Below are 26,988 nucleotides of genomic sequence, written 5' to 3' on the forward strand. Positions count from 1 at the left end.
CTCGGGCGAGTGGCGGAATGGCAGACGCGCACGGTTCAGGTCCGTGTGTCCGAAAGGACGTGAGGGTTCAACTCCCTCCTCGCCCACTCTTGTTCAGAGGCCCCTTCGCTACGCGACGGGGCCTCTTTCGCGTGGTCGTCGCTCGTCAGCTCCCGGGGGGCCGAGCCCCCCGGACCCCCACGGTGCGTGCGGCGGCGGTTGGTCTTCTGGTTGGTCTTTGGGGCGGCCTCGGGCCTGGCGGCCCTGGCCTGGTGATGGAAAAGACCTCGGTGGCCGAGGTCGGTTTCGGCTCTTGCAGTGCTTGTCTGTACACGTTTGTGCTGGTAGTTGCGTGTGCGCAGCCGGTATATTTTCTGGTATGTTTTCATATCCGATGGTCGAGGACGTGCTGCACGACCTTGGTGACAAGGTCGTCGGCGCTCTGGTCGACGCTACGAGTGCCACGAGGGCGGACTTGGCCGACTATCGCGATGCCTTCCCTGGCTGGGTCGCGGACAGCAGCGAACGCGGGCTTTCGAACTGGATCCATGATCGTCTGTGGGCGCACTTGCGCCGAGAGCTCACCGACGTCGATTCGGTCGAGCTGCTGGATCAAGGAGTCACTCGCGAAGTCACGGTCGGTCTCCGGTACCGCGCTCGTGTGAAGCGGCACACGGGCCGAGACCGTGTCAGGTCGTACGCCACGAAATCGGCACTGGCCTTCTGGGCACAATCCGAGGCTCTGGAAGGATTGGAAGAGGTTCGCCTTGGCTTCGGTTACCGCTGGGATCCCGAAGAGCGCGTGATCGGCAGCACAATCGTGTCCTTGCGCGATGGGTTGGACAAAGATGCGATCTGGGCTGTCGAGGTGGATGCTGGGGCATCCGGAGCTGCCGGTACGTCGATCACCTGGACTCCCGTCGATCCGTCGCTGCCGCAGATCGACTTGTACGAGGCCCTGGCCCGAGACGAGGAGGACGAAGCGACGTGAGTGGAATCGGCGATGTGCTCGAAACACTTCGCCGCGCCCAAGGACTGACGCAAGCGGATCTCTGTGCCGAGGCCGAGGTCACGCAGGCAGCGTTGTCCCGGTACGAGAACGACCAACGGATGCCTGATGACGACGTGCTGGACAGGCTCGCGCGGTCATTGGGTGTATCGAAACGCTTTCTGACCCGGGACCATGCCGTCCGGGGGGCCCTCGCCGTGGACGCGCACATGAGGCGTCAGCGAACCACCAAGGCTTCCGCGTGGCGGAAGCTCGAAGCGCGCTTGAATGCATACCGGCTGCATGTCTCGGTGTTGTTCGAAGATGTGTCGATGAGGGCGGAGCAGTCCGTACCCACGTTCGATCCCATCGACACGACTCCGGCGCAAGCGGCTCTGATGGTGCGCGCCCAATGGAGGCTGCCCGTCGGGCCGGTCCGGCATCTGGTCCGGTGGCTCGAGGCCGCCGGCTGCGTGATTCTGGAAGAAGACTTCGGCACTTCCCGTATCGATGGGCTTTCCCAGTGGATCGGCGATCACCCCGTGCTGCTGGTCAACTCGGCGGCTCCGGTCGATCGCAAACGACTGACCTTGGCTCACGAACTCGGTCATCTCGTGCTCCACAACGGGATCGCGACCGAAGATCCCGAACGAGAAGCCAATGAGTTCGCGGCTGAGTTCTTGATGCCCTCGCACGTGATCAAGCCTGATCTTCGTCCCGTGACTCTCGGGCACTTACGTGACCTGAAGCGCGTCTGGGGAGTTTCGATGCAAGCGCTGTTCGAGCGCGCTCACTCCCTCAAGCAGGTTTCGGCAACAGACCGAACCAGCTTCTACAAGTCGATGAACGCTCGCGGATGGAAGACAACGGAACCAGACGGTGATCTCTTGGCGCCCGAGCTTCCGCAACTGATCACGGCGATCGGCGATACGTTGCGAGCCAAGGGCCTCTCCGATGAGGAGATCGCCGAGCTCGCCGGTTTCTCGGAAGACTCCGCGGACAACCCGTTCGCGCGACCAGCGCGACGATTGCAGGCTGTGTGAGTCCGATCAGTGCGATGTGGGCCCCGGGGGACTGAGTCCATCAGGGCCCACATCCGGAAATGTGGGTCAGTTCACGCCGATCAGGTCGACGACGAAGATCAGGGTCTCGTTCGGCTTGATGACGCCGCCGGCGCCGCGTTCCCCGTAGGCGAGGTGCGGCGGGATCGTCAGCTTGCGACGGCCGCCCACCTTCATACCGGCGACACCCTGATCCCAGCCGGGGATGACCTGACCGGCGCCGAGGCCGAAGCGGAGCGGCTCGCCGCGATCCCACGAGGCGTCGAACTGGTCGCCGGTCGAGTGCGAGACACCGACGTAGTGCACCGAAACGGTGTCGCCGGCCTTCGCCTCCTGGCCCTCGCCGACGGTGATGTCGGACTTCTCCAGGTCGGACGGCGCGGGGCCCTCCGGGCGGTCGATCTGGGGCTTCTCCAAAGACATGCTCAGGAAGATACATCCGCTGGTCCGGGGTCCGCAGGTCGAGTGTTCCGCCGAACGGTGGCAAGAACGCGAAAAGTCTTCACAAATTCGGATACCCGTGGGTAGTGTGCGCCTCGTCACTCTCCGACGACGGAGGTCTTTCATGCGACGAGGCATACGGGTCTTGACGACGCTGGCGGGACTGACGCTGGTGGCGGGCACCGTTCCGGCAGTGCAGGCGAACGCGGCGGAGGAACCACAGAACTCCGTGGTCGCGGCGGCGCTCGACGACTACTGCGGCGGCCAGTGCGCCGACATCCTGCCGCCCGGCACCAAGGGGAACGCGACGCTCGCCGAGATCCTGGCGCACAAGGCGTTCGGCACCCGCCCCGCGCATTCGGCCGATCAGCTCGGCAAATACGCCTCGCTCGCCGACGGCTACCGGACGTTGACCACGGACAAGATCAACCAGTTCTTCAACGACGCCTCCTTCGGCGTCCAGTCCGGTCAGGTCGAGAGCACGATCAAACCGCGTTCGGACGTGACGATCACCCGAGACAAGGCGACCGGCGTTCCCCGCGTCGTCGGCACCACGCGGCCGGGCACGATGTACGGCGCCGGGTACGCCGCCGCGCAGGACCGGCTGTGGCTGATGGACATCATGCGCCGCGTCGGCCGCGGCCAGCTGACCTCGTTCGCCGGTGGTGCCCAGGGCAACCGGGAACTCGAGCAGAGTTTCTTCTCGTCGGCGCCGTACACCGAACAGGAACTGCAGAAGCAGATCGACAACGCCGCGGCCAGTGGCCCGCGTGGCGCGCAGGGCAAGGCCGACGCCGAGGCCTACGTCCAAGGCGTCAACAAGTACATCGCCGACGCGCACGGCGGCCGCTACTTCCCCGGCGAGTACGTGCTCACCGGGCACGTCGACGCGATCACGAACGCCGGGACCATCGAACCGTTCAAGCTCACCGACCTCGTCGTCCTGGCCGCCGTCGTCGGGGCGCAGTTCGGCGCGGGCGGTGGCGGCGAGGTGCAGAACGCCATCGCGAAAATGGCGATGCAGGAGAAGTACGGTCTCGAGCAGGGCGACAAGGTCTGGAAGAGCCTCCGGTCCGAGGACGACCCCGAGACCGTGAAGACCCTCCACAATGGACAGACTTTCGACTACGGCAAGGCGCCGTCGAATCCGCAGGGCGCCGCGATGCCGGACAAGGGTTCGGTCACCGGGCAGCAGCTGGTCTTCGACCCGACCGGTTCCGCCGGGACGGCGACGCCCGCCAAGGTGGACGTTCCCGCGCCCGAGGACCAGAAGGCCGTCCGCGGCATCTTCGACGACGGCGTCCTGCCCGGCAACCTGCTGTCGGAGAAGCACGGCATGTCCAACGCGCTGGTGGTCTCCGGTGCCAAGACCGCGAGCGGTCACCCGGTCGCGGTCTTCGGCCCGCAGGCCGGCTACTTCGCGCCGCAATTGCTGATGCTGCAAGAACTCCAGGGCCCGGGCATCAGCGCCCGCGGTGCCTCGTTCGCGGGCATCAGCATGTACGTGCTGCTCGGCCGCGGCAAGGACTACTCGTGGAGCGCGACCTCGGCGTCACAGGACATCACCGACACCTACGCCGTCGAACTGTGCGAGCAGAACGGGTCCGCGCCGACGAAGAACTCGAACTTCTACCGGTTCCGCGGCCAGTGCCTGCCGTTCGAGATCGTCGAACGCAAGAACGCCTGGAAGCCCACCGTCGCCGACGGGACGGCGGAGGGTTCGTACACGCTGCGCAGCTTCCGCACCAAGTACGGGCCGGTGACGAGCCGGGCGCTGGTCGGCGGCAAACCGGTCGCGTACGCGTCGTTGCGGTCGACCTTCCAGCACGAGATCGACACGATCATCGGCTTCCAGAAGTTCAACGATCCGGACGCGATCAAGTCCGCGCAGGACTTCCAGGCCGCGGCGGCCGACGTGAACCAGACCTACAACTGGTTCTACGCCGACTCACGCGACGTCGCCTACTTCAACTCCGGCTCGAACCCGGTCCGCAATCCGAACGTCGACCCGGCCATGCCGGTGCGGGGCGACGCCGGATTCGACTGGCAGGGCTGGAATCCCGACGGAAACCTCGCGAACTACACGCCGTCGTCGCAACATCCGCAGTCGATCAACCAGGACTACTACATCAGCTGGAACAACGCGCAGACCAACGGTTACGCGGCCAGCGGCGCGGACAAGAGTTCCGTGCACCGCGGTGACCTGATCGACGCGCGGGTCAAGAAGATGATCTCCAGCGGCACCAGGGTGACACGCGTGAACCTCACGCAGGCCATGGAGGAGGCGGCGCTGGCCGACCTCCGCGCGGAGAAGGTGCTGCCGGAACTGTTCAAGGTGATCGACAAGGCGCCGGTGACCGGTCCGGCCGCGGACGCGGTGGCGAAGCTGAAGACCTGGCTCGCGGCGGGCGGCCTGCGTTCGGAGACCGCGCCCGGCAGCAAGGCGTACGCGAACGCCGACGCGATCCGCATCATGGACGCCTGGTGGCCGCTGCTGGTCAACGCCCAGTTCAAACCCGGTATGGGTGACGCCGCCTACGCCGCGATGGTCGGTGTGCTGAAGATCAACGAGTCGCCTTCGGGCTGGCAGAACGAGGTCCCCGGCAAGCACGTGGGCCAGGGACACGCGGGGTCGTCGTACCAGGCGGGCTGGTGGGGCTATGTGCACAAGGACATCCGTTCGGTCCTCGGGCAGAACGTGGCAGGCCCGCTGGCCGTGAAGTACTGCGGTGGCGGCGACGTGAACACCTGCCGTCAGGTGCTGCTCGACTCGCTGACGCAGGCGGCCGCGCAGCCTGCCAACACCGTCTATCCCGGCGACGGCGACTGCGCCGCGGGCGACCAGTGGTGTGCCGACACGATCATCCACCGCGCGCTCGGCGGCATCACGCAGGACAAGATGAGCACCCAGAACCGGCCGACGTTCCAGCAGGTCGTGGAGTTCCCGGCGAAACGCGGCGACAACATCGCCAACCTCGCCACCGGCCGCTCGGTGAGCGCGACCAGCCACGAAACGGGCTGGTACAACTCGCCGCCGTCCAACGCCATCGACGTCGACCCCTCGACGCGCTGGGCGAGCGACTGGAGCGACAACCAGTCGATCACCGTCGACCTCGGTTCGGTGCGGCGAGTTTCCCGGGTCGTCCTGCACTGGGAATCCGCGTACGGCAAGGCGTACCAGGTGCAGGTCTCGGCCGACGGGACGAACTGGCGCGACGTGGCGTCCATAGTGGACGGAAACGGCGGGCAGGACAACGTCGCCTTCGAAGCCGTGGACGCCCGGCATGTCCGGATGGCCGGCGTCCAGCGCGGCACGAAGTACGGCTATTCCCTCTACGAATTCGAGGTGTACGCCCACTAAGGCCGCGCGGCCTGCAGCCCGCCTTGATGGATCACTTCGAGGCGGGCCAGGTCGTCGGACGTGAGTCGCAGCGCTCCGGAGGCGACGTTGTCGGCGAGATGGCCGAGGTCGCCCGTACCCGGGATGACCAGCACATGCGGTCCCCGCCCCAGCGCCCACGCCAGCCGGATCTGCGCCGGCGTCGCCTGGTGCGCGCGGGCGATCGCGAGCACTTCGTCCTGCTCGGCGCCGCTGGGACCGGCCTCGCGTCCGGCTCCGGCGATGGCGAAGAACGGGACGAACGCCACTCCCTGCTCACCACAGACACGCACGAGCCGATCCTGTTCGGGACGGTGGCCGAGGCCGTAGGAGTTCTGCACGCACACCACCGGCGCGATCGCCTGTGCCTTGGCGAGCTGCTCGGCATCGACGTTGGAAACGCCGAGGTGACGGATCAGACCGGCGTCGCGCAGTTCGGCCAGCGCGCCGAAGTGGTCGGCGATCGCGCTCTGCCCGGACAGCCGCAGGTTCACCAGGTCGAGGTGATCGCGGCCGAGCTGGCGCAGATTCTCCTCGACCTCGCCCCGCAGCTGCTCGGGAGTGGCCTCGGGCAGCCACTCACCGGACGGATCCCGGCGCGGCCCGACCTTCGTGGCGATCACCAGATCGTCCGCGTACGGCGACAGCGCCGAGTTGATCAGCTCGTTGGCCGACCGTCGTGAGGAGAAGTAGAACGCCGCGGTGTCGACGTGGTTGACGCCCAGCTCCACCGCGCGGCGCAGTACCTTGATCGCCTGGTCGCGGTCGCCCGGCGTGGCGTCGGGCGCGAACGCCTGGCCTCGCTGGGGCAAGCGCATCGCGCCGAACCCGATCCGGTTGACTGTCAGCCCCCCGAGGGTCCAGGTTCCCGCATCCGCCGCGTCGATCGTCCCAGAAGTCATGGGCCGAGTTTGTCACGTGGTGATCATCGCGGGACGGTTTACGGTGAAAGGGTGGACACGAACGACTGGTCACCCCGCACCCTCGCCGTCGCCGCCGGACGTCCGGAGGGCCCTGGCGAACCGCTGAACGTGCCGATCGTCGCGGCGAGCACCTTCGACGCCGGCGCCGATCGCGCGTATTCGAGGGAAGACGGCACGCCGACCTGGGAGGCACTCGAAGCCGCGATCGGCGCGCTCGAAGGCGGGCACGCCACCGCGTTCGCCTCGGGGATCGCGACGCTCAGCGCCGTCGTCGACCCCCTGCCGGTCGGCGCGAAGGTCTGCGTCCCGACGTTCTCCTACGCGGGGTCTCGTGGCCTGCTCGCCCACGCGCAGCGCACCGGCCGCCTGGTGGTGACCGAGATCGCGCCGGACGACACGGCCGCCTGGGTCGCGGCCGCGGACGCCGACCTGCTCTGGCTCGAATCGCCGACCAACCCGACGCTCGACGTCATCGACATCGAGACGATCGCCGCCGCCGCGACCGGCCTGGTCGCCGTCGACAACACGTTCGCCACCCCGCTCGGACAGCGGCCGCTGGACCTCGGCGCCGACATCGTCGTGCACAGCGCGACGAAACTCATCGGCGGCCACAGCGACCTGCTGCTCGGCCTGACCATCGCGGCCGACGAAGGCGTCGCGAAGGACTTGCGCGACGCGCGCACCAGGTTGGGTGCGACGCCGGGCGCGCTCGAAGCTTGGCTGGCCCTGCGCGGGCTGCGGACCCTGCCGGTCCGCCTCGCCGAGCAGACCCGCACGGCCGCACTGCTGGCGGCACGGCTGGTCGACCACCCCGCGATCACCCGGGTGCGTTATCCCGGCACCGGCACGATGATCGCGTTCGAACTCCCCGACGCGGAGACCGCGGACAAGGTCATCGGGTCGCTGCGGCTGATCCGCGCGGCCACCAGCCTCGGCGGGGTGGAGAGCCTGGTCGAGCGCCGCGCCTGGCTGGCAGGCGACGCCCACGTGCCCGCCGGGCTCGTCCGGTTCAGCGTCGGGCTCGAAGACCCGGAAGATCTCTGGACGGATCTGGCCTCGGCACTGGGCCAGGGCACTGCTTAGCAAAGGTGGCGTGGTCGGTACAGCTGGTCGTGAGTGGCGATTCGGGTTCTAACCCGAATCGCCACTCACGACCCCCTCGCGCCTGCCCGCCACCAGCCTCACCCACGAACACGCCACGTTGCCTCACCCTTCACTAACCTGAGCGCGTGGAGGAGACGAAACCGCCAAGGCGGCTCGGTCAATTGCTGTGGGGCCTGTTCTGGCTCCTGGTGCTCGGCTTCCTCGCGATCGTCGCGGCGGGGTTACTGGCCGACTTCGCGGCGTCGCCCTGCCCGAGTGACGGGATCTGGGCGTGTGACGCCGAAAACCGGACCTTCGCCACCTTCCTGCCCGCGATCGGGTTCGGCGTCGGACTCCTGATCGCGGTGGTGGGTGGCGGCCGGGCCGTGCGGAACCGGACGTCGCCGAAGCCCTGGCTGTTCTTCGCGGGACTCCTCGGTGCGGTCTCCCTCGCCGTGGCCCTGTTCCTGGTGTTCTGATCGTGACCTTCGGGTTGCCGGGCACCGGCATTCATTCCGGAATGGACAGTTCTTCACGGACGGCTGGTCCGAACGCGTGAACGCATCGGTGGCAAGTCACTGTACGAGGTGGGATTTCGCAGAAGAACCGGCATTTTCGCGACGTGGGACGGACGGCGAAAAAATACTTCCGCAACGCAACCGATTCGGCCCTACGGGTGTTAACATTCCTTCGTCGCGGCGAGGCTTTCCCTTTGCCGAGCGGCTTTCGGGCCCTTGTATCGAGCAGGGACATTCCCGCGTTACCGGTTTTCCCAGTGGCTCTTGTCACCGCCTATCCACTACGGCTCACCTGCACTTTTCCGGCAGGATCACGCTGTCACCCGAACGTGGGATTCCGCTCGGGTGGTCGCAGGGTGGGGGTCACCGTGCGTTGCGATGTTCCACTGGGAGATCACTTTGAAGAAGACGTTGGGCCGCCTCGCGGGCGCGGTGCTGGCCGGCGCCGTCATCTCGCTGGCCGTGACGCCGGTCGCGATGGCGCAGACCGAAACGACGACCACGCCTCCCGCGCCGACGAGCGACGCGCCCACCACGGCGCCCTCGCCTTCGTGGTCCGGCGGCCAGGTCAGCTCGGGCCCCGAGTGGTCGGGCGGCAAGGTCACGACGGTTCCGCCGACGTCCGAGAGCAGCAGCACTCCGACCTCGACCAGCGGCAAGCCGACCTCGTCCTCGCCGGCCTCCACCTCGGAGAAGCCGACCACCACCACCCCGCCGAAGCCGGTGCTGAACGTCGGCGCCGGTTACGTCGAGGGTGACGGCGTCGGCGCGCTGGCCATCCTCTGCGGCTCGGAGCCCACCGGCGTCACCGCGCCGGACTTCACCATCACCGACTCGTTCCAGGACGGCGGCGACGCCTACCTGTGGATCTACATCATCGAGGCCAAGCCCGGTTTCAAGGGCAACTCGAGCACCTTCACCTGGACATGCGACGGCAAGCCGGGCAAGGGCGACATCGAGTTCGAGGAGACGATCGGCGGCGGCGCGAACGCGCCGGGCACCGACAAGCCGAAGAAGCAGGTCAAGCTGAAGCCGAAGGGCGGCATCGAGACCGGTTTCGGCGCCACCGCGGCCTGATCCGATGAAGATCCTGACCCAGGGCGGCCGCTTGGTCGCGGCCGCCCTTGTCCTCTCTCTCGCGCTGACCGGCTGCGGCACGGACGAACCCGCCCCGCCCGCCGCACAGGCGGCGGCGGAATCGACACCGCCGGTCGTCAAACCGTTCAACGGGACTCGCCCGACGAACGTGCGGATCCCCAAGATCGGCGCGGAATCGAGCCTGGTCACGGTCGCGATCGGCAAGGACGGCAAGATGTCCGTCCCGTCGGCGAAGACACCGATGCAGGCCGCTTGGTATCGGCTTTCCCCGGTGCCCGGCGACGTCGGCCCGTCGATCCTGCTCGGCCACGTCGACGGCAACAAGCAGCCGGGCATCTTCTACAAGCTCAAGGACGTCAACCCGGGTGACGAGGTGCTCGTCGACCGCAGCGACGGCAAGAGCCTGAAGTTCGTGGTCGAGAAGAAGGACCAGGTCCCCAAGGGCCAGTTCCCCGAGGAAGCGGTCTACGGCAACACGGACAAGCCGCAGCTGCGGCTGATCACCTGTGGCGGTGTCTTCGACAAGGAAGAGCACAGCTACAAGGACAACGTGATCGTCTACGCGAATCTCGTCGCCTGACAAGCGCAATGAAAGGACCTTTCCTTGCAAATTTGGCAAGGAAAGGTCCTTTCATTGCATCGGGGGGACGTGCTCAGCCCACCCCGGCGCCCGGGAACGGGAACCCGGCGGGAGCGGCCGCTTCGGTGTCGACCCACTTCCGCATCCCCGCGTCGCAGGCCGCGTAACCCCAGTTGATCAGCCGCTCCTGCAGCACTTCCGGCAGCTTCGTCAGGCGCGTCGGCGTCTCCGCCAGCTTGTGCGTGAGATCCACCGGCGTCCTCAGCGAATCCTTGAGCTCGAAGTTCTCGAGGTCGACGTAGGACCCCCAGTAGGCGCCGGCGAAATCCTTCTCCACATACGACTTGAGCAGCGCGCCGCGCCGCAGTTCGCGCACCTGGTTGTCGATCACGTCGAGGACGCGCAGCAGCTGCCTGACCCAGTCGCGGTTGACCTTCCGCGTGACCTTCATCCGCTTGCCCGCGTCGCTGACCAGCACTGTCGCGTGCCCTTCGACCGGGTCCAGGCCGAGGTTGTCGTAGACGCCGGCGTCACTCAGCACGATCTTGCGCTTCCGGTCGTCCGAATGCGGGTCTTGGATCACGACGGGCGAAAGCATCGGCGGGAACGCCGAAGAAGCGGCCACCGCGGTCGCGAGCGGGATGTTCCCGTGCGGCCCGTTCTGCCGGAAGAACCACCACTGCGCACCGTCCTGGAGGTTCGTCGCGGTGAAGACGAACTGCGGACCGTCGGGGTCGATGTCCTTGAGACAGCAGTCGCCGAACAGGTGTTTCGCGTACACCCGCGCGAGTTCCTCACCGGCGCTCCGCCAGGGGATCGCCATGGCCAGCAAGGTGACCGGGATGTCGAGCCGGGTGCGCGCGAGGTTCCGCACCGGCGCGACGACCTCGTCGTAGAAGTTGTTCGCGGCGCCGTTCTCGAACTTCAGATCCGACCACGCGTGCGCGAGCACGCCCGCGGCGATCGAGCCGCCCGAGACACTCGAGAACGTCGAGATCTTCGACAGCCAGCCGAGTTCGTTGAGCCGCCACAGGGCGCCGGTGTGGAACAACATCGCGCGGTAGCCGCCGCCGGACAGCGCGAGACCGACACCCTGGCGGGCTGTTGAAGGCTCGTTGACATCCCCCACCTGAGCGAGTGTAGAGGCGGTCAGGCAAGCAGTGGCCGCAAGAGGCGACGTTGCTCTTCGGGGACGTACTCGGCGTAGTTGTCGTACAGCGCCTGCTTCGCCAGCCTTGACGCGCGCTTCCCGTCCGAGTCCCTGATCGCTCCCAGCACTTCCTCGTGATGTGCCAGCCAGTTGCGCATCAACGCCGTCCGGTCGTCGGCGTGCTCCAGTTTGTCTTCGATGAGCTCCAGCACGACGCCGCGGACGACCTCACCGCTGATCACCAGCAGCGGATTCCCGGTCGCGCGGGCGATGGCCTCGTGGAACGCGACGTCCGCGTGGGAGAACTCCGCGAAACCCTCCGTGACGCCCGCGCGCATCGCCTCCAGTGCCGCGTCCAGTTCGGCGAGATGGTCTTCGGTCCTGAGCTGCGCGGCGAGCAGATGTGCGGAACCGTCGAGGACCATGCGGAACTGCAACAGCTCGGAAAGGCCGATGTGGTCGGCGCGCGCGAGCCGGTGCATCGACCGGTGCAACGCGGCGGGGGAGGCGGCCAGGACCTCGGGCCCGCGCGGGTCGCCCGGGCGTGAGCGGATCATCTCCGCCGCCTGCAGCACACGCAGCGCCTCCCGCACGGTCGAGCGGCCGACGTCGAACTGCACCATCAGCTCGCGTTCGCTCGGCAACCGGTCGCCGGGTTTGATCCGGCCGCTGAACACGGCTTCCTCGATCTGTTCGACGACACGCTGGTACGCGCGGACAGGGGCGACCGGCTCGAATTCCATCTTGACCCTGCCGTCTCGTCTGGTTTACTGGTCAGACCAGTCTACCGGCTAGGGGGCAGGATGAAAGCCCGGATTCACGCGGCAGTGTGGGCGTTGCTGCTGGTGGCGTCCGGCTGCTCCGCCGGTTCGAGTGCCACGATCGCCAAGGATCCCGGGACGCTCGCCATCGGGTACACCGCCGAACCCGCGAACTTCGACTTCACCCGCACCGACGGCGCCGCCATCCCGCAGGCCTTGCTCTACAACGTCTACGAGGGCCTGGTGAAACTCGACGCGGACGCGAAGATCGTGCCGCTGCTGGCCGAATCGTGGACGGTCTCGGAAGACCGCAAGACCTACGACTTCAAGCTCCGGAAGAACGCGAAGTTCAGCAACGGCGCGCCGTTCACCGCCGAGGACGTCAAGTTCTCGCTGATGCGCGTGAAGACCGACTGGACGGTGTCGATCAAGTCCACAATGGACGTCGTCGACCGGGTCGACGTCGTCGCGCCCGACCACGCGCGGGTCGTGCTCACGAAACCCAGCAACGGCTGGCTGTTCAGCCTCACCAGCAGGCTCGGCGCGATGTTCAGCCCCGCCGGCGTCGCGGATCTGGCGAACAAACCGGTCGGCACCGGGCCGTACACGGTGTCCTCGCGCAGGCGCGGCGATTCCATCGTGCTCAAGGAGAATCCCGCGTACTGGGGCCGGAAACCGGCGTACTCCACGGTGGTCCTCAAGTACATCAAGGATCCGACGGCGCTCAACAACGCCCTTCTCAGCAACGGGATCGACGTCATCTCCGCGATCACCGTGCCGGATTCGATCCCGCAGTTCCAGAGCGACGACCGGTTCACCGTCGTCGAAGGCACGACGAACAGCGAGGTCACGCTCGCGTTCAACAACGCGCGTCCGCCGCTGAACGACGTCCGCGTGCGGCGAGCGCTGTCGTACGCCATCGACCGGAAGGCCTTGCTGGACACGGCTTGGGCAGGCCGCGGCACGCTCATCGGCAGCATGGTCCCGCCGACGGATCCCTGGTACGAGGACCTTTCGAACGCGTACCCGTTCGATCCCGCGAAGGCGAAAGCGCTGCTCGCCGAAGCGGGGCAACCGAATCCGTCGCTGCGGCTGAGGATTCCCAACCTGCCGTACGCGGTGTCGGCCGCGCAGGTGGTGGCGTCGCAACTGGCGGATGTCGGGGTCACGGTGACGATCGAGCCGCTGGACTTCCCGGCGGTGTGGCTCAAGCAGGTCTTCACCGACCGCGACTACGACCTGTCGATCATCCAGCACGTCGAGGCGCGCGACATCGTGACCTTCGGCAGGCCGAAGTACTACTGGGGTTACGACAGCAAGCCGGTCCAGCAGAATCTGGCGAAGGCCGACGCCGGAACGCCTCAGGAGCAGGCCGACGCGATGCGGCAGGTCGCGCGGCGGCTGTCCGAAGACGCCGCCGCGGACTGGCTCTTCCTGTTCCCCAACGTGATCGTGGCGAAGAACAAGGTGACCGGGTTCGTCCGCAACCAGGTCAGCGAGTCCTTCGATCTCACGGGATTGGCGCCGCGATGACGGTCAAGGTGCTCCGTCGCCTGGGGATCCTGGTGGCCAGTGTGCTGGTCGCGTCCATCGTGGTGTTCCTGTTCATGGCCGTGCTGCCGGGTGATCCGGCGCAGGTCGCGCTCGGGGTCAACGCGACGCCGGAGCTGGTCGCGAAGACCCGCGCCGAATTCGGCATCGACCGGCCGTTGGTGACGCAGTACTTCGACTGGATCGGCGGTGTCCTGCAAGGCGACTTCGGCCGCTCGTACGTCACGCGCGAGGAGATCGGGCCCGCGCTGGCCGACCGGCTCGGCGTGACGTTGTGGCTGGTCGGGGCCGGGATGCTGGTGGCGTTGCTGATCGCCGTCCCGGCCGGGACGTTCGCCGCGGTGCGGCATCGGAAGGCCGACGGCACCGCGGTTTCCGGCCTCTCGCAGCTCGGCGTCGCGATCCCCGCGTTCCTCGCCGGCATCATCCTCGTGCAGATCTTCGCGGTGCAGTTGCGCTGGCTGCCGTCCGGCGGGTGGACGCCGCCGGTGCAGGATCCCGGCGAATTCCTCCGCGGCCTCGTCCTTCCCGCCTTGTCGCTGGGACTCGTTCAGGGCGCCGTGCTCACGCGGTATGTCCGGTCCGCCGTACTCGACACGCTCGGGCAGGACTATCTCCGCACGGCGAGGTCCAAGGGGCTCCGGCCGTTCCAAGCGCTGTTCCGGCACGGTCTGCGCAACGCGGCCGTGCCGGTGGTGACGGTGCTCGGCCTGCAACTGGCGACCCTGCTGATCGGCGCCGTCGTCGTCGAACGCGTCTTCGTCCTGCCGGGTCTCGGCAGCATGCTGCTCGACTCGGTGGCGTCCCGGGACCTGCTGTCCGTGCAGGGGATCGTGCTGGTCCTGGTGGTCGGCGTGCTGCTGGTGAACTTCGTGGTCGACCTCCTCTACACGGTGCTCGACCCGAGATTGCGGGGTTCCTGATGCGTAACCGCACACTCGTCATCGGCGCCGTCCTGGTCACGCTGATCGTGCTCGCCGCACTGCTTTCGTTCGTGTGGACGCCGTTCGACCCGGTGAAGGTGGACGCGGCCAACCGGCTGCACGACTTCAGCGGCTCGAATCCGCTGGGCACGGACAGCTTCGGCCGCGACGTGCTCAGCCAGCTCATGGTCGGCGCGCGGACGACGCTGTACGTCGGCGTGGTCGCGGTCGGGATCGCCGCGCTGATCGGGACGCCGCTGGGCATCCTCGCCGGGATGTCGTCGCGCTGGCTCGGCGAGTTCGTCATGCGGGTCAACGATCTCGTGCTCGCGTTCCCGGCGTTGCTGCTGGCGATCATGTTCGGCGCGGTGTTCGGGGCGAACACGCTGACCGCGATGGTGGCGATCGGCATCGCGACCATCCCGTCGTTCGCGCGGATCGCGCGGTCGGGGACGCTGCAGGTGATGAGCAGCGAGTTCGTGCTGGCCGCGCGGTCGGCCGGGCGTTCGCGGCTGAACATCGCGGCGCGGCATGTGCTGCCGAACATCTCCGGGCTGCTGATCGTGCAGGCGTCGGTGTCGTTCGCGATCGCAGTGCTCGCGGAAGCGGCGCTGTCGTTCCTCGGGTTCGGCACCCGGCCGCCGACGCCGTCGTGGGGCCGGATGCTCCAGGAATCGCAGATGTTCCTGACCCTGCACCCGCGGCTCGCGCTCGTGCCCGGCGTCGCGATCGCCATCGCCGTCCTCGGCTTCAACCTGCTCGGTGACGGCCTCCGCGATCGTCTCGATCCTCGATTGGCGGCGCGGCTATGACGCTCGAAGTGCATGGTCTTGGGATCGGCGGCCTGGTTCGCGGTGTCTCGTTCGGCATCGCGCGTGGTGAGCGGGTCGGGCTGATCGGCGAGTCGGGTTCCGGGAAGTCGTTGACAGCGCTGTCGATCATGGGCCTGCTGCCCGAAGAACTCGCCGCTTCCGGATCGGTGAAGCTCGACGGGCGCGAACTGCTGGGCGCGTCGGAGAAGGCCCTGTCGCGGTTGCGCGGCAACGAGATGTCGATGGTGTTCCAGGAACCGATGACCGCGCTGAACCCGGCCATGCGGGTCGGCGCGCAGGTGGCCGAGCCGATGCGAATCCACCGAAACGGCGCGAAGGATCCCGAGGCTTTGCTGGCCTCCGTGGGGTTGCCCGGTGTCGCTCGCGCGTATCCGCATCAACTGTCCGGCGGGCAGCGGCAACGCGTCGTCCTCGCGATCGCGCTGGCCAACGATCCGAAGCTGCTGATCTGCGACGAGCCGACGACGGCGCTCGACGTCACCGTGCAGGCGCAGATCCTGGAACTGATCCTCGACGGCGTCCGGGAGCGGGAGAGCGCACTGCTGTTCATCACGCACGACCTCGCCGTCGTGGCGTCGGTATGCGAGCGGGTGCTGGTGATGCTGGACGGCGAAATCGTCGAAGCCGGCACCACCCGCGAGGTGCTCACCGCGCCGAAGCACGAGTACACGAAGAAGCTCTTGGCCGCTTCGGATCTGGAGGCGAGCCGATGATGATCTCGGTCAGAGATTTGGAACGTCGCTACACACGGCGCGATGTGCACGCCCTGCGCGGAGTCTCGTTCGACGTCGAAGCCGGTCAGCGGTTCGGCATCGTCGGCGAGTCGGGTTCGGGAAAGTCCACTTTGGTCAGACTGCTGGCCGCGCTCGACAAGCCGACGGCGGGCAGCGTCTCGTTCCAAGGCAGGCGCATCGATACCCTGCCCGAACGCAAGCTCGGCTTCCTGCGGTCGGAACTGCAGATCGTCTTCCAGGATCCGATGGGTTCGCTCGATCCGCGGATGCGGGTGCGCGACATCATCTCCGAGCCGTTGGGCCGCCGGGACCCCGCCCGGGTGTCGGAGCTGCTGAAGGCGGTCGGCCTCCCCGAAGACGCCGCCGGCCGCTATCCGCACCAGTTCTCCGGTGGGCAACGGCAACGCATCTCGATCGCGCGGGCGCTCGCGCCGAATCCGAGCGTCCTCATCGCGGACGAACCGGTGAGCGCGCTCGACGTCTCCGTGCGGAAGCAGATCCTCGACCTGCTCGCGTCGCTGGTCGAGCTGTACTCGCTGACGCTGATCTTCGTCTCGCACGACCTCGGTGTGGTGCGGCACGTCTGCGACCGGGTCGCGGTGATGCGGCGCGGCGAGATCGTCGAGATCGGCGACGTCGACCAGGTCTACGACGCGCCGGAACACGAGTACACCAGGGAACTGCTGGCGGCCGCGCCGAATCTGCGGGCCGAACTGGCAAAGCTGCGGGGAGGGGACGATGGCTGAGTATCCGGAAGGACTGCCGATCGGTGACGGCTGGGTGTCCACTGTGGACACCTTGCCGGTGGTGTTCCCGTACGACGGGAGCGAGATCGGCCGGGCGCCGGTCGGGACGCCGGAGCTGGCCACGCGGGCGATCGACGAGGCGGTCGCGGTGTTCAACCAGGTCGCGGCCCTGCCGTCGCGCACCCGGCGTTCGCTCCTGAACGACGTCGCCGCCGCTCTGGAAGCCCGGCGCTCCGAATTCGAACAGCTTCTGGTTCTCGAAACCGGCAAGCCGCTGGTCGACTGCCGCGTCGAGGTCGCGCGCACGATCGTCACCTGGCAGGCCGCCGCGGAGGAGGTCTCGCGGCTGCACGGCGAGACCGTGCCGCTCGACCTGCTGCCGTCCGGCGACGGGCTGGTCGGGTTCTGGAAACGCAAGCCGATCGGTGTCGTGGTCGGCATCGCCGGGTTCAACTATCCGCTGCTGCTGGCGTCGCACAAGATCGCGCCCGCCATCGCCGCGGGCTGCCCGGTGGTGGTGAAACCCGCGCCGCAGACCCCGCTGGCGACGTTGTGGCTCGTGCATCTGGTGCGCTCGCTGACCGAGCTGCCCGCGATGGTCCAGCTGGTCACCGGGGACGCGGCCGTCGGCTCGGCGCTGGTCACCGACCGGCGGGCCGGCGCGGTGTCGTTCACCGGATCCGCGCTGGTCGGGCACCGGATCGCCCGCGACGCCGCACCCACGAAGACGTTGCTGGAGCTGGGGTCCAACGCCGCTCTGGTGGTCGCCGACGACGCCGACCTCGACGCGGCCGCGGACGCCGTGCTGCGCGGCGGGTTCTACGCGTCCGGCCAAGCGTGCATCTCGGTGCAACGCGTTCTGGTCGTCGAAGCCGTCGCCCAGGAGTTCACCGAACGGGTGCTCGCGCGGCTCGGCGAGGTCGTCATCGGTGACCCCCGAGACGAGAAGACGCGGGTCTCGGCGCTAATCGACCCGGGATCCACCAGGCGCGTCCAGGAGTGGGTCGACAAAGCGGCTTCGGCCGGTGCGCGGCTGGTCGGCGGCGGTGTGGACGGCACGGTGATCCGGCCGACCGTGCTGCTCGACGTGCCCGACGGCGTCGAATGCTGGGACGAGGAGATCTTCGGCCCGGTGGTCTGTCTCCGCACTGTGTCCTCTGTGGACGAAGCGTTCGACGCGGTCAACGCGTCGCGCTACGGCCTGCACGCCTCGGTGTTCAGCACGTCCTTGAAGACGGCGTTCCGCGCGCTCGACGAGCTCGAAGTCGGCGGCGTGGTGGTCAACGAGGTGCCCGGTTTCCGGTCCGACACCATGCCGTACGGCGGCGTGAAGGACTCCGGCATCGGGCGGGAAGGGCCGCGGTTCGCGGTCGAAGAACTGACCGTGACGAGGATGGCGGTGCTGCGCCCGTGAGCTATGAGAACCTGTTCCGGCTCGACGGAAAGCGAGCCGTCGTACTCGGCGGTGGCAGCGGGATCGGCCGCGAAGCCGCCAAGGCCTTGGCCGCGCACGGCGCCGAGGTGATCGTCGCGGACCGCGATGTCGCCGCCGCCAAGGAAACCGGCGTGGGGGAGGCGTACGAGATCGACCTGCTCTCCGACGGTGCCGCCGCGCGGGCGGCGGCGGAACTCGGCGAGATCGACGTCGTCGTGCTGACCGCCGCGACCAACGTGCGCAAACGGCTGCTGGAGTACTCGCGCGAGGAATTCGACCGGGTGATCGCACTGAACCTCGGCGCCACCTTCGAGGTCGTCCGCGCGTTCGGCGCCGGGATGGTCGAACGCGGACGGGGGAGCATCATCGGGTTCTCCTCGATCCGTGGCACCACCGTCGAGCCTGGGCAAGGACCGTACGCGGCGACGAAAGCCGGACTGGTGCAGCTGTTCCGCACGGCCGCGGCGGAGTTCGGCCCGGCCGGGGTGCGGGTCAACGCGATCGCGCCCGGCGTCGTCGAGACTCCGCTGACAGCCCAGATCAAAGCGAATCCGGCCTGGTACGACGCGTACGCGACCAAGGGCGCGCTCGGCCGTTGGGCGCGTCCCGGCGAACTCGCGGGCGCCGTCGTCTACCTGGCCTCGGACGCGTCGTCGTTCGTGACCGGCTCCGTGCTGGCGGTGGACGGCGGCTGGACCGCGGTCGACGGCCGCTTCGAACCGCCCGCGACGTAGAGGAGCCTGTCCGTGCCGGAGTTGCCTGATCTGACCGCCGTCGAACTGGTCGCGCGGTATCGTGCCGGGACGTTGTCGCCGGTCGAAGTCACCGAAGCGGTCCTCGCCCGCGTCGAGGCGCGCGAACCCGAGCTGCACGCGCTCTACGCGTACGACCCGAGTGGCGCGCGTGAAGACGCGAAGGCGTCCGAAAGCCGCTGGCACGCCGGGGAACCGCTCGGCCCGATCGACGGCGTTCCCTTGACGCTCAAGGAGAACATCGCGACCCGCGGCACACCGGTCCCGCTCGGCACGGCCGCCACCTCACTGGCACCCGCGCCTGAAGACGCCCCGGCGGGCGCTCGCGTGCGCGAATCCGGCGGTGTCCTGCTGGGTAAGACGACCATGCCGGACTACGGGATGCTGACGTCCGGGCTGTCGAGTTTCCACACCGCGTCGAGGAATCCCTGGGACACCACGCGCACGCCCGGCGGTTCCAGTGCCGGTGCCGGTTCGGCGGCCGCCGCGGGCTACGGCCCGCTGCACGTCGGCACCGACATCGGCGGCTCGATCCGGTTGCCCGCCGGCTGGTGCGGTCTGGTCGGGCTGAAGCCGAGCTTCGGCCGGGTGCCGGTGGATCCGCCGTTCCTCGGCCGCGTCGCCGGACCGATGACGCGGACCGTGGCCGACACCGCGTTGCTGATGAGCGTTCTGTCCGGTGTGGACAGTCGCGATCACCTCTCGCTGCCGCCCTCGTCGCTCGATTGGACCGCGTTGTCGGGTGAGGTCAAGGGCTTGCGGATCGGGCTGCACCTCGACCCGGGCGTCGGGCTCCCGGTGCTGCCGGAGACGATCGCGGCGGTCACCGAGGCCGCGCGTGTCTTCGAAGCCGCAGGCGCCGTCGTCGAGCCGGTTTCGCCGTTCTTGCGCCGCGAAATGCTCGACGGACTCGACACGTTCTGGCGCGTCCGCGCCTGGTCGGACATGTCGGCCCTGCCCGAGGAACGCCGAGCGAAGGTCCTGCCGTACATCGCCGACTGGGCCGCCGGCGGCGCCGACATCAGCGGAGTCGACGCCTACCGCGGCTTCGCACAGATCGACGCCATCGCCGTCGCGACCCTGCGCGCGACCGAACGCTTCGACGTCGTCCTGTCACCGACCTGCCCGGTCTCGGCCCCACCCGCCGACTGGCCCTCGCCGACCAACGACCCGCGCCGCCCGTTCGAGCACATCGCGTTCACCGTGCCGTACAACATGTCCGGCCAGCCCGCGGTCTCGATCAACTGCGGCTACACCGGCGACGACCAGCCCATCGGCCTCCAGATCAGCGGCCGCCGCTTCGCCGACCTCGACGTACTCCGCGCCGCTGCCGCCTACGAAACCCTTCGCCCCACTCCGCGCCCCTGGCCCTGACCCCGTCCCGCAATTCGGCACCTGATTGCGATCCTTGCGCGCGCAAGCACCGCAATCAGGTGCCGAATTGCGTCAACCGGCGATCGCCTCGGCCAGCGCCAGGATCCGCCGCGCGTTGTCCACGTGCAGGTTCTCGATCATCCGCCCGTCCACGGTCACGACGCCCTGCCCGGCCGCCTTGGCCTCCTCGAACGCCGCGATGATCTTGCGTGACCGCGCGATCTCCTCTTCGGACGGCGCGAAGATCCGGTTACACGGCTCCAGTTGCGCCGGGTGGATCAGCGTCTTGCCGTCGAAGCCGAACTGGCGTCCTTGCAGGCATTCCGCCTCGAAGCCTTCGAGGTCCTTCACGTCGTTGTAGACGCCGTCGAGGATCGCCTTGCCGGTCGCCCGCGCGGCCAGCAGCGCGAGCGAAAGTCCGCCCAGCAGGGGCGCGCGGCCGGGGACGAACTCGGCGTGCAGTTCCTTCGCCAGGTCGTTCGTGCCCATGACCAGCACGGTCAGCCGGTCGGACGCCGCGGCGATCTCCTCGGCGTGCAGCATCGCGACCGGGGTTTCGACCATCGCCCAGATCTTCGTGTGGTCTGGTGCGCCGCCGAGTTCCAGCGCGCGCTCGATGTTGTGCACTTCGGCGGCGGAGTTCACCTTCGGCACCACGATCGCGTCCGGGCCCGCCTGCGCGGCGGCGCGGAGGTCGGCGTCGTGCCATTCGGTGTCGAGGCCGTTCACGCGGATGGTCACCTCGCGCGAGCCGTACTCCTTCGACGAAGCGGCGGCGCAAACGCGTTCACGTGCGGCTTCCTTCGCGTCGGGTGCGACGGCGTCTTCGAGGTCGAGGATGAGCCCGTCCGCGTCCAGCGTCTTGGCCTTTTCGAGCGCTCTTTCGTTCGCGCCGGGCATGTAGAGGACGGAACGTCGGGGATTCATTCGGAAGCCTCCTTGGTCGCTGCGTCGTACGCGGCGGCGAGTTCAGGGTCGTCGGCGGCGAGGGCGTCCGCGAGTTCGGCGACCACTCGGCACTGCTTCACCGAGGCGTCGTCCTGCATCTTCCCGTCGATCATCACCGCACCGGTGCCGTCACCCATCGCGGCGATCACGCGCCGTGCCCACGCGACGTCCTCGGGCGAGGGGGAGAACACCTTCTTGGCGATGTCGATCTGCACCGGGTGCAGGCTCCAGGCGCCCACACAGCCGAGCAGGAACGCGTTGCGGAACTGGTCTTCACAGGCCACCACGTCGCGGATGTCGCCGAACGGCCCGTAGTACGGCAGGATCCCGTTCGCCGCGCAGGCGTCGACCATCCGCGCGACGGTGTAGTGCCAAAGATCCTGCTGGTACGTCGTGCGTCCCTCGTTCAGGTCTTCGCCGGTCGGGTCCGTGCGCACCAGGTAACCGGGGTGTCCGCCACCCACCCGGGTGGTCTTCATCCGGCGGCTCGCGGCGAGGTCGGCCGGGCCGAGCGAGATGCCCTGCATCCGGGGGCTCGCGCCGGCGATCTCTTCGACGTTCGCGACGCCGCTGGCGGTTTCGAGGATCGCGTGCACCAGCAGCGGTTTCGTGAGCCCTGCCCGCGCTTCGAGTTGCGCGAGCAGCCTGTCGACGTAGTGGATGTCCTGTGCGCCTTCGACCTTCGGCACCATGATCACGTCGAGCTTGTCGCCGATCTCGGTGACGAGCGTGATCAGGTCGTCGAGTACCCACGGCGAGTCGAGGCTGTTGACGCGGGTCCACAGCTGCGTCTTGCCGAAGTCGGTCGACTTCGCGATGGAGACGAGCCCGTTCCGCGCGGCCTCCTTGCGGTCGGCGCGTACGGCGTCCTCGAGGTTTCCGAGCAGGACGTCGACCTTCTTGGCAAGATCCGGGACCTTGGCGGCCATCTTCTCGTTGCTGGGGTCGAAGAAGTGGATCATCCGCGAAGGAGGCACGGGGATCTGGCGGAGCGGTTCCGGCGCCCCCACGGCGAGCGGGGCGAAGAAATCCTTCGGCGAACGCATCGTTCCTCCATCGCAACGGGCTAAGTGACCGACGAGTAACCCTAAACCCGGAAGGTGGGGAACCGCTGCGGCGCAGCTCACCTCCAAGGGAACACGATCGGGAATCGCGGAGGAATCTGTGGACGACTGGGCCTTGCCGGGTTTCACCGAGCTGGGGTCGCTGGGCGAAGGCGGATTCGGCCGGGTCGTGCTGGCCCGCCATGATGAATCCGCCCAGGTCGTGGCCATCAAATACCTGTACGCGCGGTTCGCGGCAGACCCGCTGCGGCTGGCCGAATTCCGCCACGAGGCGCAGATCCTGAGCCGTGTTTCGGGGCCCCACATCGCCCGGCTGCACCAGTTCGTGGAGACCCCGCAAGGGGCCGCCATCATCATGGAAGCCGTTCACGGAATTTCCCTGAAAGAGATCCTCGGCCGCCAGGAGAAGCTCGAACCCGAAGCCGCGCTGGCCATCCTCAAGGGCTCGCTGCTCGGCCTCGCCGGCGCGCACGCCGCCGGCACCGTCCACCGGGACTACAAACCGGCGAACGTCCTGGTCACCCCCGATGGACAGAGCAAACTCGTCGACTTCGGCATCGCCGTGCTCGCCGGGCAGACCGGTGTCGCCGCGGGCACGCCCGCGTACATGGCGCCCGAGCAGTGGTCCGGCGGCATCGCCACCCCCGCGACCGACGTCTACGCCGCGACCTGCGTGTTCTTCCAGTGCGTCGCCGGGCACCGGCCCTATCAGGCCGAACAGACCGAAGTGCTGCGCACGCTGCACGAGTACGCCCCGATCCCGTTCGGCGAGGTGCCCGAACCGGTCCGCGACCTCATCGCGCGCGGCATGGCGAAGGACGTCGCCCAGCGGCCGTCCGGCGCGGCCGAGTTCGTCACCGAACTGGAGTCGTCGGCCAGGAAGGCGTACGGCGAAGACTGGGAGCGCAACGGCTGGCACTGGCTCGCGAAGGGCGCCGGTGTCCTGGTCGCCCTGTCGCCGCTGGCCCTGCTCGGCGCCGGGACCGCCGCCGCGCCGGCCATCGCGGGCGGCGCGGCGGGCGGGGTCGCGGCGACCACCGGCGGCGGGATCGCGCTCGGGCTCAAGGTGACCGCCGCGGTCGCCGCCGTCACCGCGGCCGCCGTCGGCACGGTCGTGGTGGTCAACGCCAACGGTGATGACGCGCCGCCCCGGACGACGACCGTCGCCGCGATGCAGGTCGACCTCCTCACCCGCACCGAGAAGTCCGACGGCTTCGACTACAACGGCAAGTACGTCCGGATCAGCGGCTTGAAGGACAAGGCCGCCGAGGAGCGGGTCAACAAGGCGCTGATGGCGCCGATCGACGGCTGGCTCGAGAACTTCTGGCCCGACAGCTACCAGGCGCAACTGGAGCCCGACGGTGACATCCCGCATATGAAGACCGAAGCCGAAGTGCTGCGCCAGGACGACAAGTTGCTCTCGGTCGTCTACAAACGCTCGATCGACTCCGTCCAGTTCGGCAACCACGGCGGGTTCAGCGTCCGCCCGATCGTCATCGACCTGACGAAGGGCGAGCAGATCTCCACCGCGCATCTCTTCGACAACGTCGACGGCACCGCCGCGCGGATGCGGATGCTCGAAGACCGGCTCCTCGACTCCGCGAAGCCGGGCGACTGCCTCACCGGCACGCGGAACTCGACCGAGCACCTCCCGGCGACGTCGATGTCGGAGCGCTACACCTTCGACTACGACTCCATCGTGCAGGCGGCGCCGACCGCCGACGGAATGCGCTTCTACGTCTACGGCACCGCGCTCGGCTACCCGCGCGTCTGCGATCCGACCGAGGTCACCATCGGCTACCCCCGCCTGCTCGACCTGCTGAGCCCCACGGTGATGAACCTCCTCGGCCTCGCGCCCGGCGGCACGCAGGGCAAGCGGACCAAAGAGGACAACGTCGGCGCCTTCACCATCACCACGCCGGAGAAATGGTGGCTGCTCTCCAGCGCTCCCATCGAGCGCTACCTGGTGACCGCCGACCAGTGCACGAACAGCGGCATGCAGCCGTTCCACTGCGCGGGCGTCCTGTTCAGCGACAACTCGCGGGTCGAGCCGGCCATTCCGGCGTATGAACCGGGCAAGCCGTACAACCGGTCCTATGGCCCGCGGCCGTGTCATTCCCTCGGGGCACCCGATGAGACTCAGGGGTCACCGGTACTGCAGAAGAAGGAGCTTCGCCCGGTCGGGACGAAGAAGGCCGCGTACGAGGAGTGGCTGCTCACGTGCACTGGCGGCGGTACCGTCACCCAGCGGGTCTGGTTCCTGCCGAAAACGCAGCTCGTGATCGTCGACGAGTGGAACACTCCAGGTCTCGACAAGATTCTGGAAGAGGCCCGATGGCAGTGAGCATTCAAGACGGGACCGACGCGTGGAGACTGCCCGGCTTCACCGAGCTGGAGCAGCTGGGCACGGGCACCTTCGGCCGCGTGGTGCTCGCGCGCCAGGACAACACCGGCCACGTCGTCGCGATCAAGTACCTCTTCTCCCGCTTCGCCGCGGACCCGGCGTATCTGGCCGCGTTCCGGCAGGAAGCGCTGGCGCTGCACCGGGTGTCGAGCCCGCACGTCGTCCGTCTCCACGAGTTCTTCGAGACGCCGCAGGGCGCGGCGATCGTGATGGAGGCGATCAACGGCGTCTCCCTGCGCGCGGTGCTCCAGGCCGAAGGCGCTCTCGAACCCGAAGCCGCCCTCGCGGTACTGAAAGGCTCGCTGCTCGGCCTGGCCGCGGCGCATTCCGCGAACGTCGTCCACCGGGACTACAAACCGGCCAACGTCCTCGTCGCCGACACCGGCGAGAGCAAGCTGGTCGACTTCGGCACCGCCGTCCTGGCGGGTGAACGCGGCCCGTCCGTCGGCACGCCCGCGTACATGGCGCCCGAGCAGTGGGCGGGTGGCCAGGCCACGCCCGCGACCGACGTCTACGCCGCGACCTGCGTGTTCTTCCAGTGCGTCGCCGGGCACCGGCCGTATGAGGCCGAACAGACCGAAGTGCTCCGCACACTGCACGAACACGCGCCCGTCCCGTTCGGCGAGGTCCCCGAGCCGGTGCACGAACTCGTCGCGCTGGGGATGGCGAAGGACCCGTCGAAACGGCCGGTCGACGCGCTCATGTTCGTCAGCGAACTGGAACGCGTCGCCCGTGCCGGCTACGGCGACGAATGGGAACGCAAAGGCTGGTCACGGCTGGCGAAGGCGACGGGCGTGCTCGCCGCGGCGACGCCGTTGGTCCTGCTCGGCGCCGGCACCGCGGCCGCCCCCGGGGTCGCGGCCGCCGGAACGGGCGCGGTCGCCGCGTCGACCGGCGGGATCGCGGCCGGACTGAAGATCGCCGTCGGAGTCGCCGCGGCGGCGGCCGCCGTGGTCGGCTCGGTCGTCGTCTTCTCCGACCCGAGTACCCCTTCGCCGTCGCCGCCGACCACTCAACAGGCCGTCGCGCTCAAGGTCGCCATGAAGACCCGAAGCGGAACAGTGCCCGGCACGAATCTCCCGTACAGCGGGGACAACCCCGAGGTGACCGGGTCGCCCGATCAAGCCTGGCTGAAGCGCGTCAACGACGCACTGACCGCGCCGATCGACGAGTGGAACCGCAAAACCGGCCAGGGCGCCGCCAAGCTGGAGCCGGAACGCGGCCCGTACAAGCTCCTCACGAAGGCCGAGGTGCGCTCGCAGAACGAGCGGTACCTCTCGGTGCGCTACACGCACGACCTCGAGAACAAACCGCACTCGACCTGGGGAAACGGCCGGAACGCGGTGACGATCGACCTGAAAGAGGGCAAGGCGCTCACCCCCGCCGAGCTGTTCGCCCCCGGAAAGTTCACCGACGACGGACTGCGGACTCTCGCCGCGCTGCTCTGGCCCGACAAGGAACAGTGTGGTCCGGCCAACAGCACCTTCCCGTACCAGCCCCTCAAGACGGCCGACCTCACCGACGAGCGGAAGGTGTGGCTCGCGTTCACCCCGGCGGCCGTCGAGGTCACCGTCGACCTCAACACCCTCGGCTTCGCCACCGCCTGCGGCGTCCAGGACTACACGCTGCCCTACGACAAACTGGCCGATCTCCTGAACCCGGACCTCGTCGCGGGCGTGACCGGCGGAAAACCCCTGAAGGCGACCTCGTCCGCGCCGCCCGCGCAAGGACTCACCGACGTCCCGGTCGGCGCGCTGACCCTGCACCTGCCCGACGGCTGGACCGCCGTCTCGCAGGGGCTGGAGAAGGTGATCGTCGCCCCGGGCTGCCCGGATCCCAAGAAGTACTTCAACTGCGAATACGTCCTCCTCACGGACAACACCCAGGAGTCAGCCGAACAACCGCCGTACCGGCCGGGCGGTTTCTACCGGCGCAGCGCGGGCGGCCGGGCCTGCAACGCCGCCGGGCGCAAGGACCTCCGCCAAGAGGGTGACGCCGTGCGGACGGTTTCCACCACCGCACCGGTGGGCGGGTCGACGGCGACCTACGAGGAGTGGACGATCCAGTGTGTTCCTCGTGGACAGACCGGTGGAAGCGGCGAAGCGCAAGTGACGCAGCGGATCTGGTTCCTTGCGGACAGGCAAATCGTGGTGATGGACGAGTGGCGGACACCGGGCGTCGAAGAACTCCTCCGTACCGCGACGATCTCCTGACCGGCCCGCGAAAGTCCACAGTGGAATGACTATTCATTGGGCTGAATGGC

Annotated in this window: 23 protein-coding genes and 1 tRNA gene; 18 read left to right on the forward strand and 6 right to left on the reverse strand. The window is 68.3% G+C overall.

The features are described from left to right. The first annotated feature begins 3 nt into the window (after nucleotides 1-3). From DL990_RS03480 to DL990_RS03490, 3 genes are all read left to right on the forward strand, one after another. Nucleotides 4-86, forward strand: a tRNA-Leu gene (locus tag DL990_RS03480). A gap of 287 nt (nucleotides 87-373) precedes the next feature. After that, nucleotides 374-970, forward strand: coding sequence for a hypothetical protein (locus DL990_RS03485; RefSeq protein WP_233620373.1), 597 nt, complete (start codon nucleotides 374-376; stop codon nucleotides 968-970). Beyond that, on the forward strand, nucleotides 967-2,010 hold the full coding sequence (locus DL990_RS03490; RefSeq protein ID WP_125797841.1) for an ImmA/IrrE family metallo-endopeptidase: 1,044 nt from the start codon (nucleotides 967-969) through the stop codon (nucleotides 2,008-2,010). The genes DL990_RS03485 and DL990_RS03490 overlap by 4 nt, the downstream gene beginning before the upstream one ends. Nucleotides 2,011-2,076: 66 nt before the next feature. Here the strand turns inward: DL990_RS03490 and DL990_RS03495 are convergent, their stop codons facing one another. Beyond that, nucleotides 2,077-2,451, reverse strand: coding sequence for an FKBP-type peptidyl-prolyl cis-trans isomerase (locus DL990_RS03495; protein WP_125781631.1), 375 nt, complete (start codon nucleotides 2,449-2,451; stop codon nucleotides 2,077-2,079). A gap of 142 nt (nucleotides 2,452-2,593) precedes the next feature. Here DL990_RS03495 and DL990_RS03500 point away from each other — a divergent pair, with 142 nt between their 5' ends. Then, nucleotides 2,594-5,830, forward strand: coding sequence for a penicillin acylase family protein (locus DL990_RS03500; RefSeq protein ID WP_199746196.1), 3,237 nt, complete (start codon nucleotides 2,594-2,596; stop codon nucleotides 5,828-5,830). Here the strand turns inward: DL990_RS03500 and DL990_RS03505 are convergent. Beyond that, nucleotides 5,827-6,750, reverse strand: coding sequence for an oxidoreductase (locus tag DL990_RS03505; protein WP_125781633.1), 924 nt, complete (start codon nucleotides 6,748-6,750; stop codon nucleotides 5,827-5,829). The genes DL990_RS03500 and DL990_RS03505 overlap by 4 nt on opposite strands. A gap of 51 nt (nucleotides 6,751-6,801) precedes the next feature. On the opposite strand from DL990_RS03505, the gene DL990_RS03510 reads away from it, so the two are divergent. The 4 genes from DL990_RS03510 (at nucleotide 6,802) to DL990_RS03525 (ending at nucleotide 10,050) form a co-directional block, all read left to right on the forward strand. After that, a complete protein-coding gene (locus DL990_RS03510; protein WP_125781635.1) occupies nucleotides 6,802-7,854 on the forward strand; it encodes a PLP-dependent aspartate aminotransferase family protein in 1,053 nt (350 codons plus the stop codon). Nucleotides 7,855-8,000: 146 nt separating this feature from the next. Continuing rightward, complete coding sequence (locus tag DL990_RS03515; protein ID WP_125781637.1) at nucleotides 8,001-8,333, forward strand: hypothetical protein; 333 nt, start codon at nucleotides 8,001-8,003, stop codon at nucleotides 8,331-8,333. 417 nt (nucleotides 8,334-8,750) lie between these two features. Continuing rightward, nucleotides 8,751-9,449, forward strand: coding sequence for a hypothetical protein (locus tag DL990_RS03520; protein WP_233620374.1), 699 nt, complete (start codon nucleotides 8,751-8,753; stop codon nucleotides 9,447-9,449). A gap of 4 nt (nucleotides 9,450-9,453) precedes the next feature. Beyond that, on the forward strand, nucleotides 9,454-10,050 hold the full coding sequence (locus DL990_RS03525) for a class F sortase (protein WP_125797843.1): 597 nt from the start codon (nucleotides 9,454-9,456) through the stop codon (nucleotides 10,048-10,050). Between the two features lie 73 nt (nucleotides 10,051-10,123). Here DL990_RS03525 and DL990_RS03530 read toward each other — a convergent pair whose 3' ends face one another. Together DL990_RS03530 and DL990_RS03535 are read right to left on the reverse strand one after the other, a co-directional pair. Beyond that, complete coding sequence (locus tag DL990_RS03530) at nucleotides 10,124-11,179, reverse strand: patatin-like phospholipase family protein (RefSeq protein WP_255431304.1); 1,056 nt, start codon at nucleotides 11,177-11,179, stop codon at nucleotides 10,124-10,126. A gap of 20 nt (nucleotides 11,180-11,199) precedes the next feature. Continuing rightward, complete coding sequence (locus DL990_RS03535) at nucleotides 11,200-11,943, reverse strand: FadR/GntR family transcriptional regulator (protein ID WP_125797844.1); 744 nt, start codon at nucleotides 11,941-11,943, stop codon at nucleotides 11,200-11,202. A gap of 60 nt (nucleotides 11,944-12,003) precedes the next feature. Here DL990_RS03535 and DL990_RS03540 point away from each other — a divergent pair, with 60 nt between their 5' ends. Genes DL990_RS03540 through DL990_RS03575 form a run of 8 tightly spaced genes read left to right on the forward strand, consistent with a single transcriptional unit; the run spans nucleotide 12,004 to nucleotide 20,309 of the window. Further along, a complete protein-coding gene (locus DL990_RS03540; protein ID WP_125797845.1) occupies nucleotides 12,004-13,494 on the forward strand; it encodes an ABC transporter substrate-binding protein in 1,491 nt (496 codons plus the stop codon). Further along, nucleotides 13,491-14,435 carry an ABC transporter permease gene (locus DL990_RS03545; protein ID WP_125797846.1) on the forward strand — a complete coding sequence of 315 codons (945 nt, stop codon included), beginning with the start codon at nucleotides 13,491-13,493 and terminating at the stop codon, nucleotides 14,433-14,435. The genes DL990_RS03540 and DL990_RS03545 overlap by 4 nt, the downstream gene beginning before the upstream one ends. Next, nucleotides 14,435-15,247, forward strand: a complete 813-nt coding sequence (locus tag DL990_RS03550) for an ABC transporter permease (RefSeq protein WP_199746197.1) — start codon at nucleotides 14,435-14,437, stop codon at nucleotides 15,245-15,247. Before DL990_RS03545 ends, DL990_RS03550 begins: the two co-directional genes overlap by 1 nt. Further along, on the forward strand, nucleotides 15,244-15,981 hold the full coding sequence (locus tag DL990_RS03555) for an ABC transporter ATP-binding protein (RefSeq protein ID WP_125797847.1): 738 nt from the start codon (nucleotides 15,244-15,246) through the stop codon (nucleotides 15,979-15,981). Before DL990_RS03550 ends, DL990_RS03555 begins: the two co-directional genes overlap by 4 nt. Then, nucleotides 15,978-16,748 carry an ABC transporter ATP-binding protein gene (locus DL990_RS03560; protein WP_125797848.1) on the forward strand — a complete coding sequence of 257 codons (771 nt, stop codon included), beginning with the start codon at nucleotides 15,978-15,980 and terminating at the stop codon, nucleotides 16,746-16,748. Before DL990_RS03555 ends, DL990_RS03560 begins: the two co-directional genes overlap by 4 nt. After that, on the forward strand, nucleotides 16,741-18,162 hold the full coding sequence (locus tag DL990_RS03565) for an aldehyde dehydrogenase family protein (RefSeq protein WP_125797849.1): 1,422 nt from the start codon (nucleotides 16,741-16,743) through the stop codon (nucleotides 18,160-18,162). Before DL990_RS03560 ends, DL990_RS03565 begins: the two co-directional genes overlap by 8 nt. Continuing rightward, nucleotides 18,159-18,917: an SDR family NAD(P)-dependent oxidoreductase gene (locus DL990_RS03570; RefSeq protein ID WP_125781651.1), complete on the forward strand. Its 759-nt coding sequence runs from the start codon at nucleotides 18,159-18,161 to the stop codon at nucleotides 18,915-18,917. Before DL990_RS03565 ends, DL990_RS03570 begins: the two co-directional genes overlap by 4 nt. A gap of 12 nt (nucleotides 18,918-18,929) precedes the next feature. Next, a complete protein-coding gene (locus DL990_RS03575; RefSeq protein ID WP_125797850.1) occupies nucleotides 18,930-20,309 on the forward strand; it encodes an amidase in 1,380 nt (459 codons plus the stop codon). 72 nt (nucleotides 20,310-20,381) lie between these two features. Here the strand turns inward: DL990_RS03575 and DL990_RS03580 are convergent, their stop codons facing one another. Both DL990_RS03580 and DL990_RS03585 read right to left on the reverse strand, forming a co-directional pair. Next, nucleotides 20,382-21,236 carry a CoA ester lyase gene (locus DL990_RS03580; RefSeq protein WP_125797851.1) on the reverse strand — a complete coding sequence of 285 codons (855 nt, stop codon included), beginning with the start codon at nucleotides 21,234-21,236 and terminating at the stop codon, nucleotides 20,382-20,384. After that, on the reverse strand, nucleotides 21,233-22,303 hold the full coding sequence (locus tag DL990_RS03585; protein ID WP_125790631.1) for a CoA ester lyase: 1,071 nt from the start codon (nucleotides 22,301-22,303) through the stop codon (nucleotides 21,233-21,235). Before DL990_RS03585 ends, DL990_RS03580 begins: the two co-directional genes overlap by 4 nt. Before the next feature lie 118 nt (nucleotides 22,304-22,421). Between DL990_RS03585 and DL990_RS03590 the strand changes: the two genes are divergently transcribed. Together DL990_RS03590 and DL990_RS03595 are read left to right on the forward strand one after the other, a co-directional pair. Next, nucleotides 22,422-24,665, forward strand: a complete 2,244-nt coding sequence (locus DL990_RS03590) for a protein kinase (protein ID WP_125797852.1) — start codon at nucleotides 22,422-22,424, stop codon at nucleotides 24,663-24,665. Then, nucleotides 24,656-26,938 (forward strand): serine/threonine-protein kinase, encoded by a 2,283-nt coding sequence (locus tag DL990_RS03595; protein ID WP_125797853.1) that lies wholly within the window; start codon nucleotides 24,656-24,658, stop codon nucleotides 26,936-26,938. Before DL990_RS03590 ends, DL990_RS03595 begins: the two co-directional genes overlap by 10 nt. The last annotated feature ends 50 nt before the right edge of the window (nucleotides 26,939-26,988 follow it).

Source organism: Amycolatopsis sp. WAC 01416 (genome assembly GCF_003947485.1).
GTDB lineage: Bacteria > Actinomycetota > Actinomycetes > Mycobacteriales > Pseudonocardiaceae > Amycolatopsis.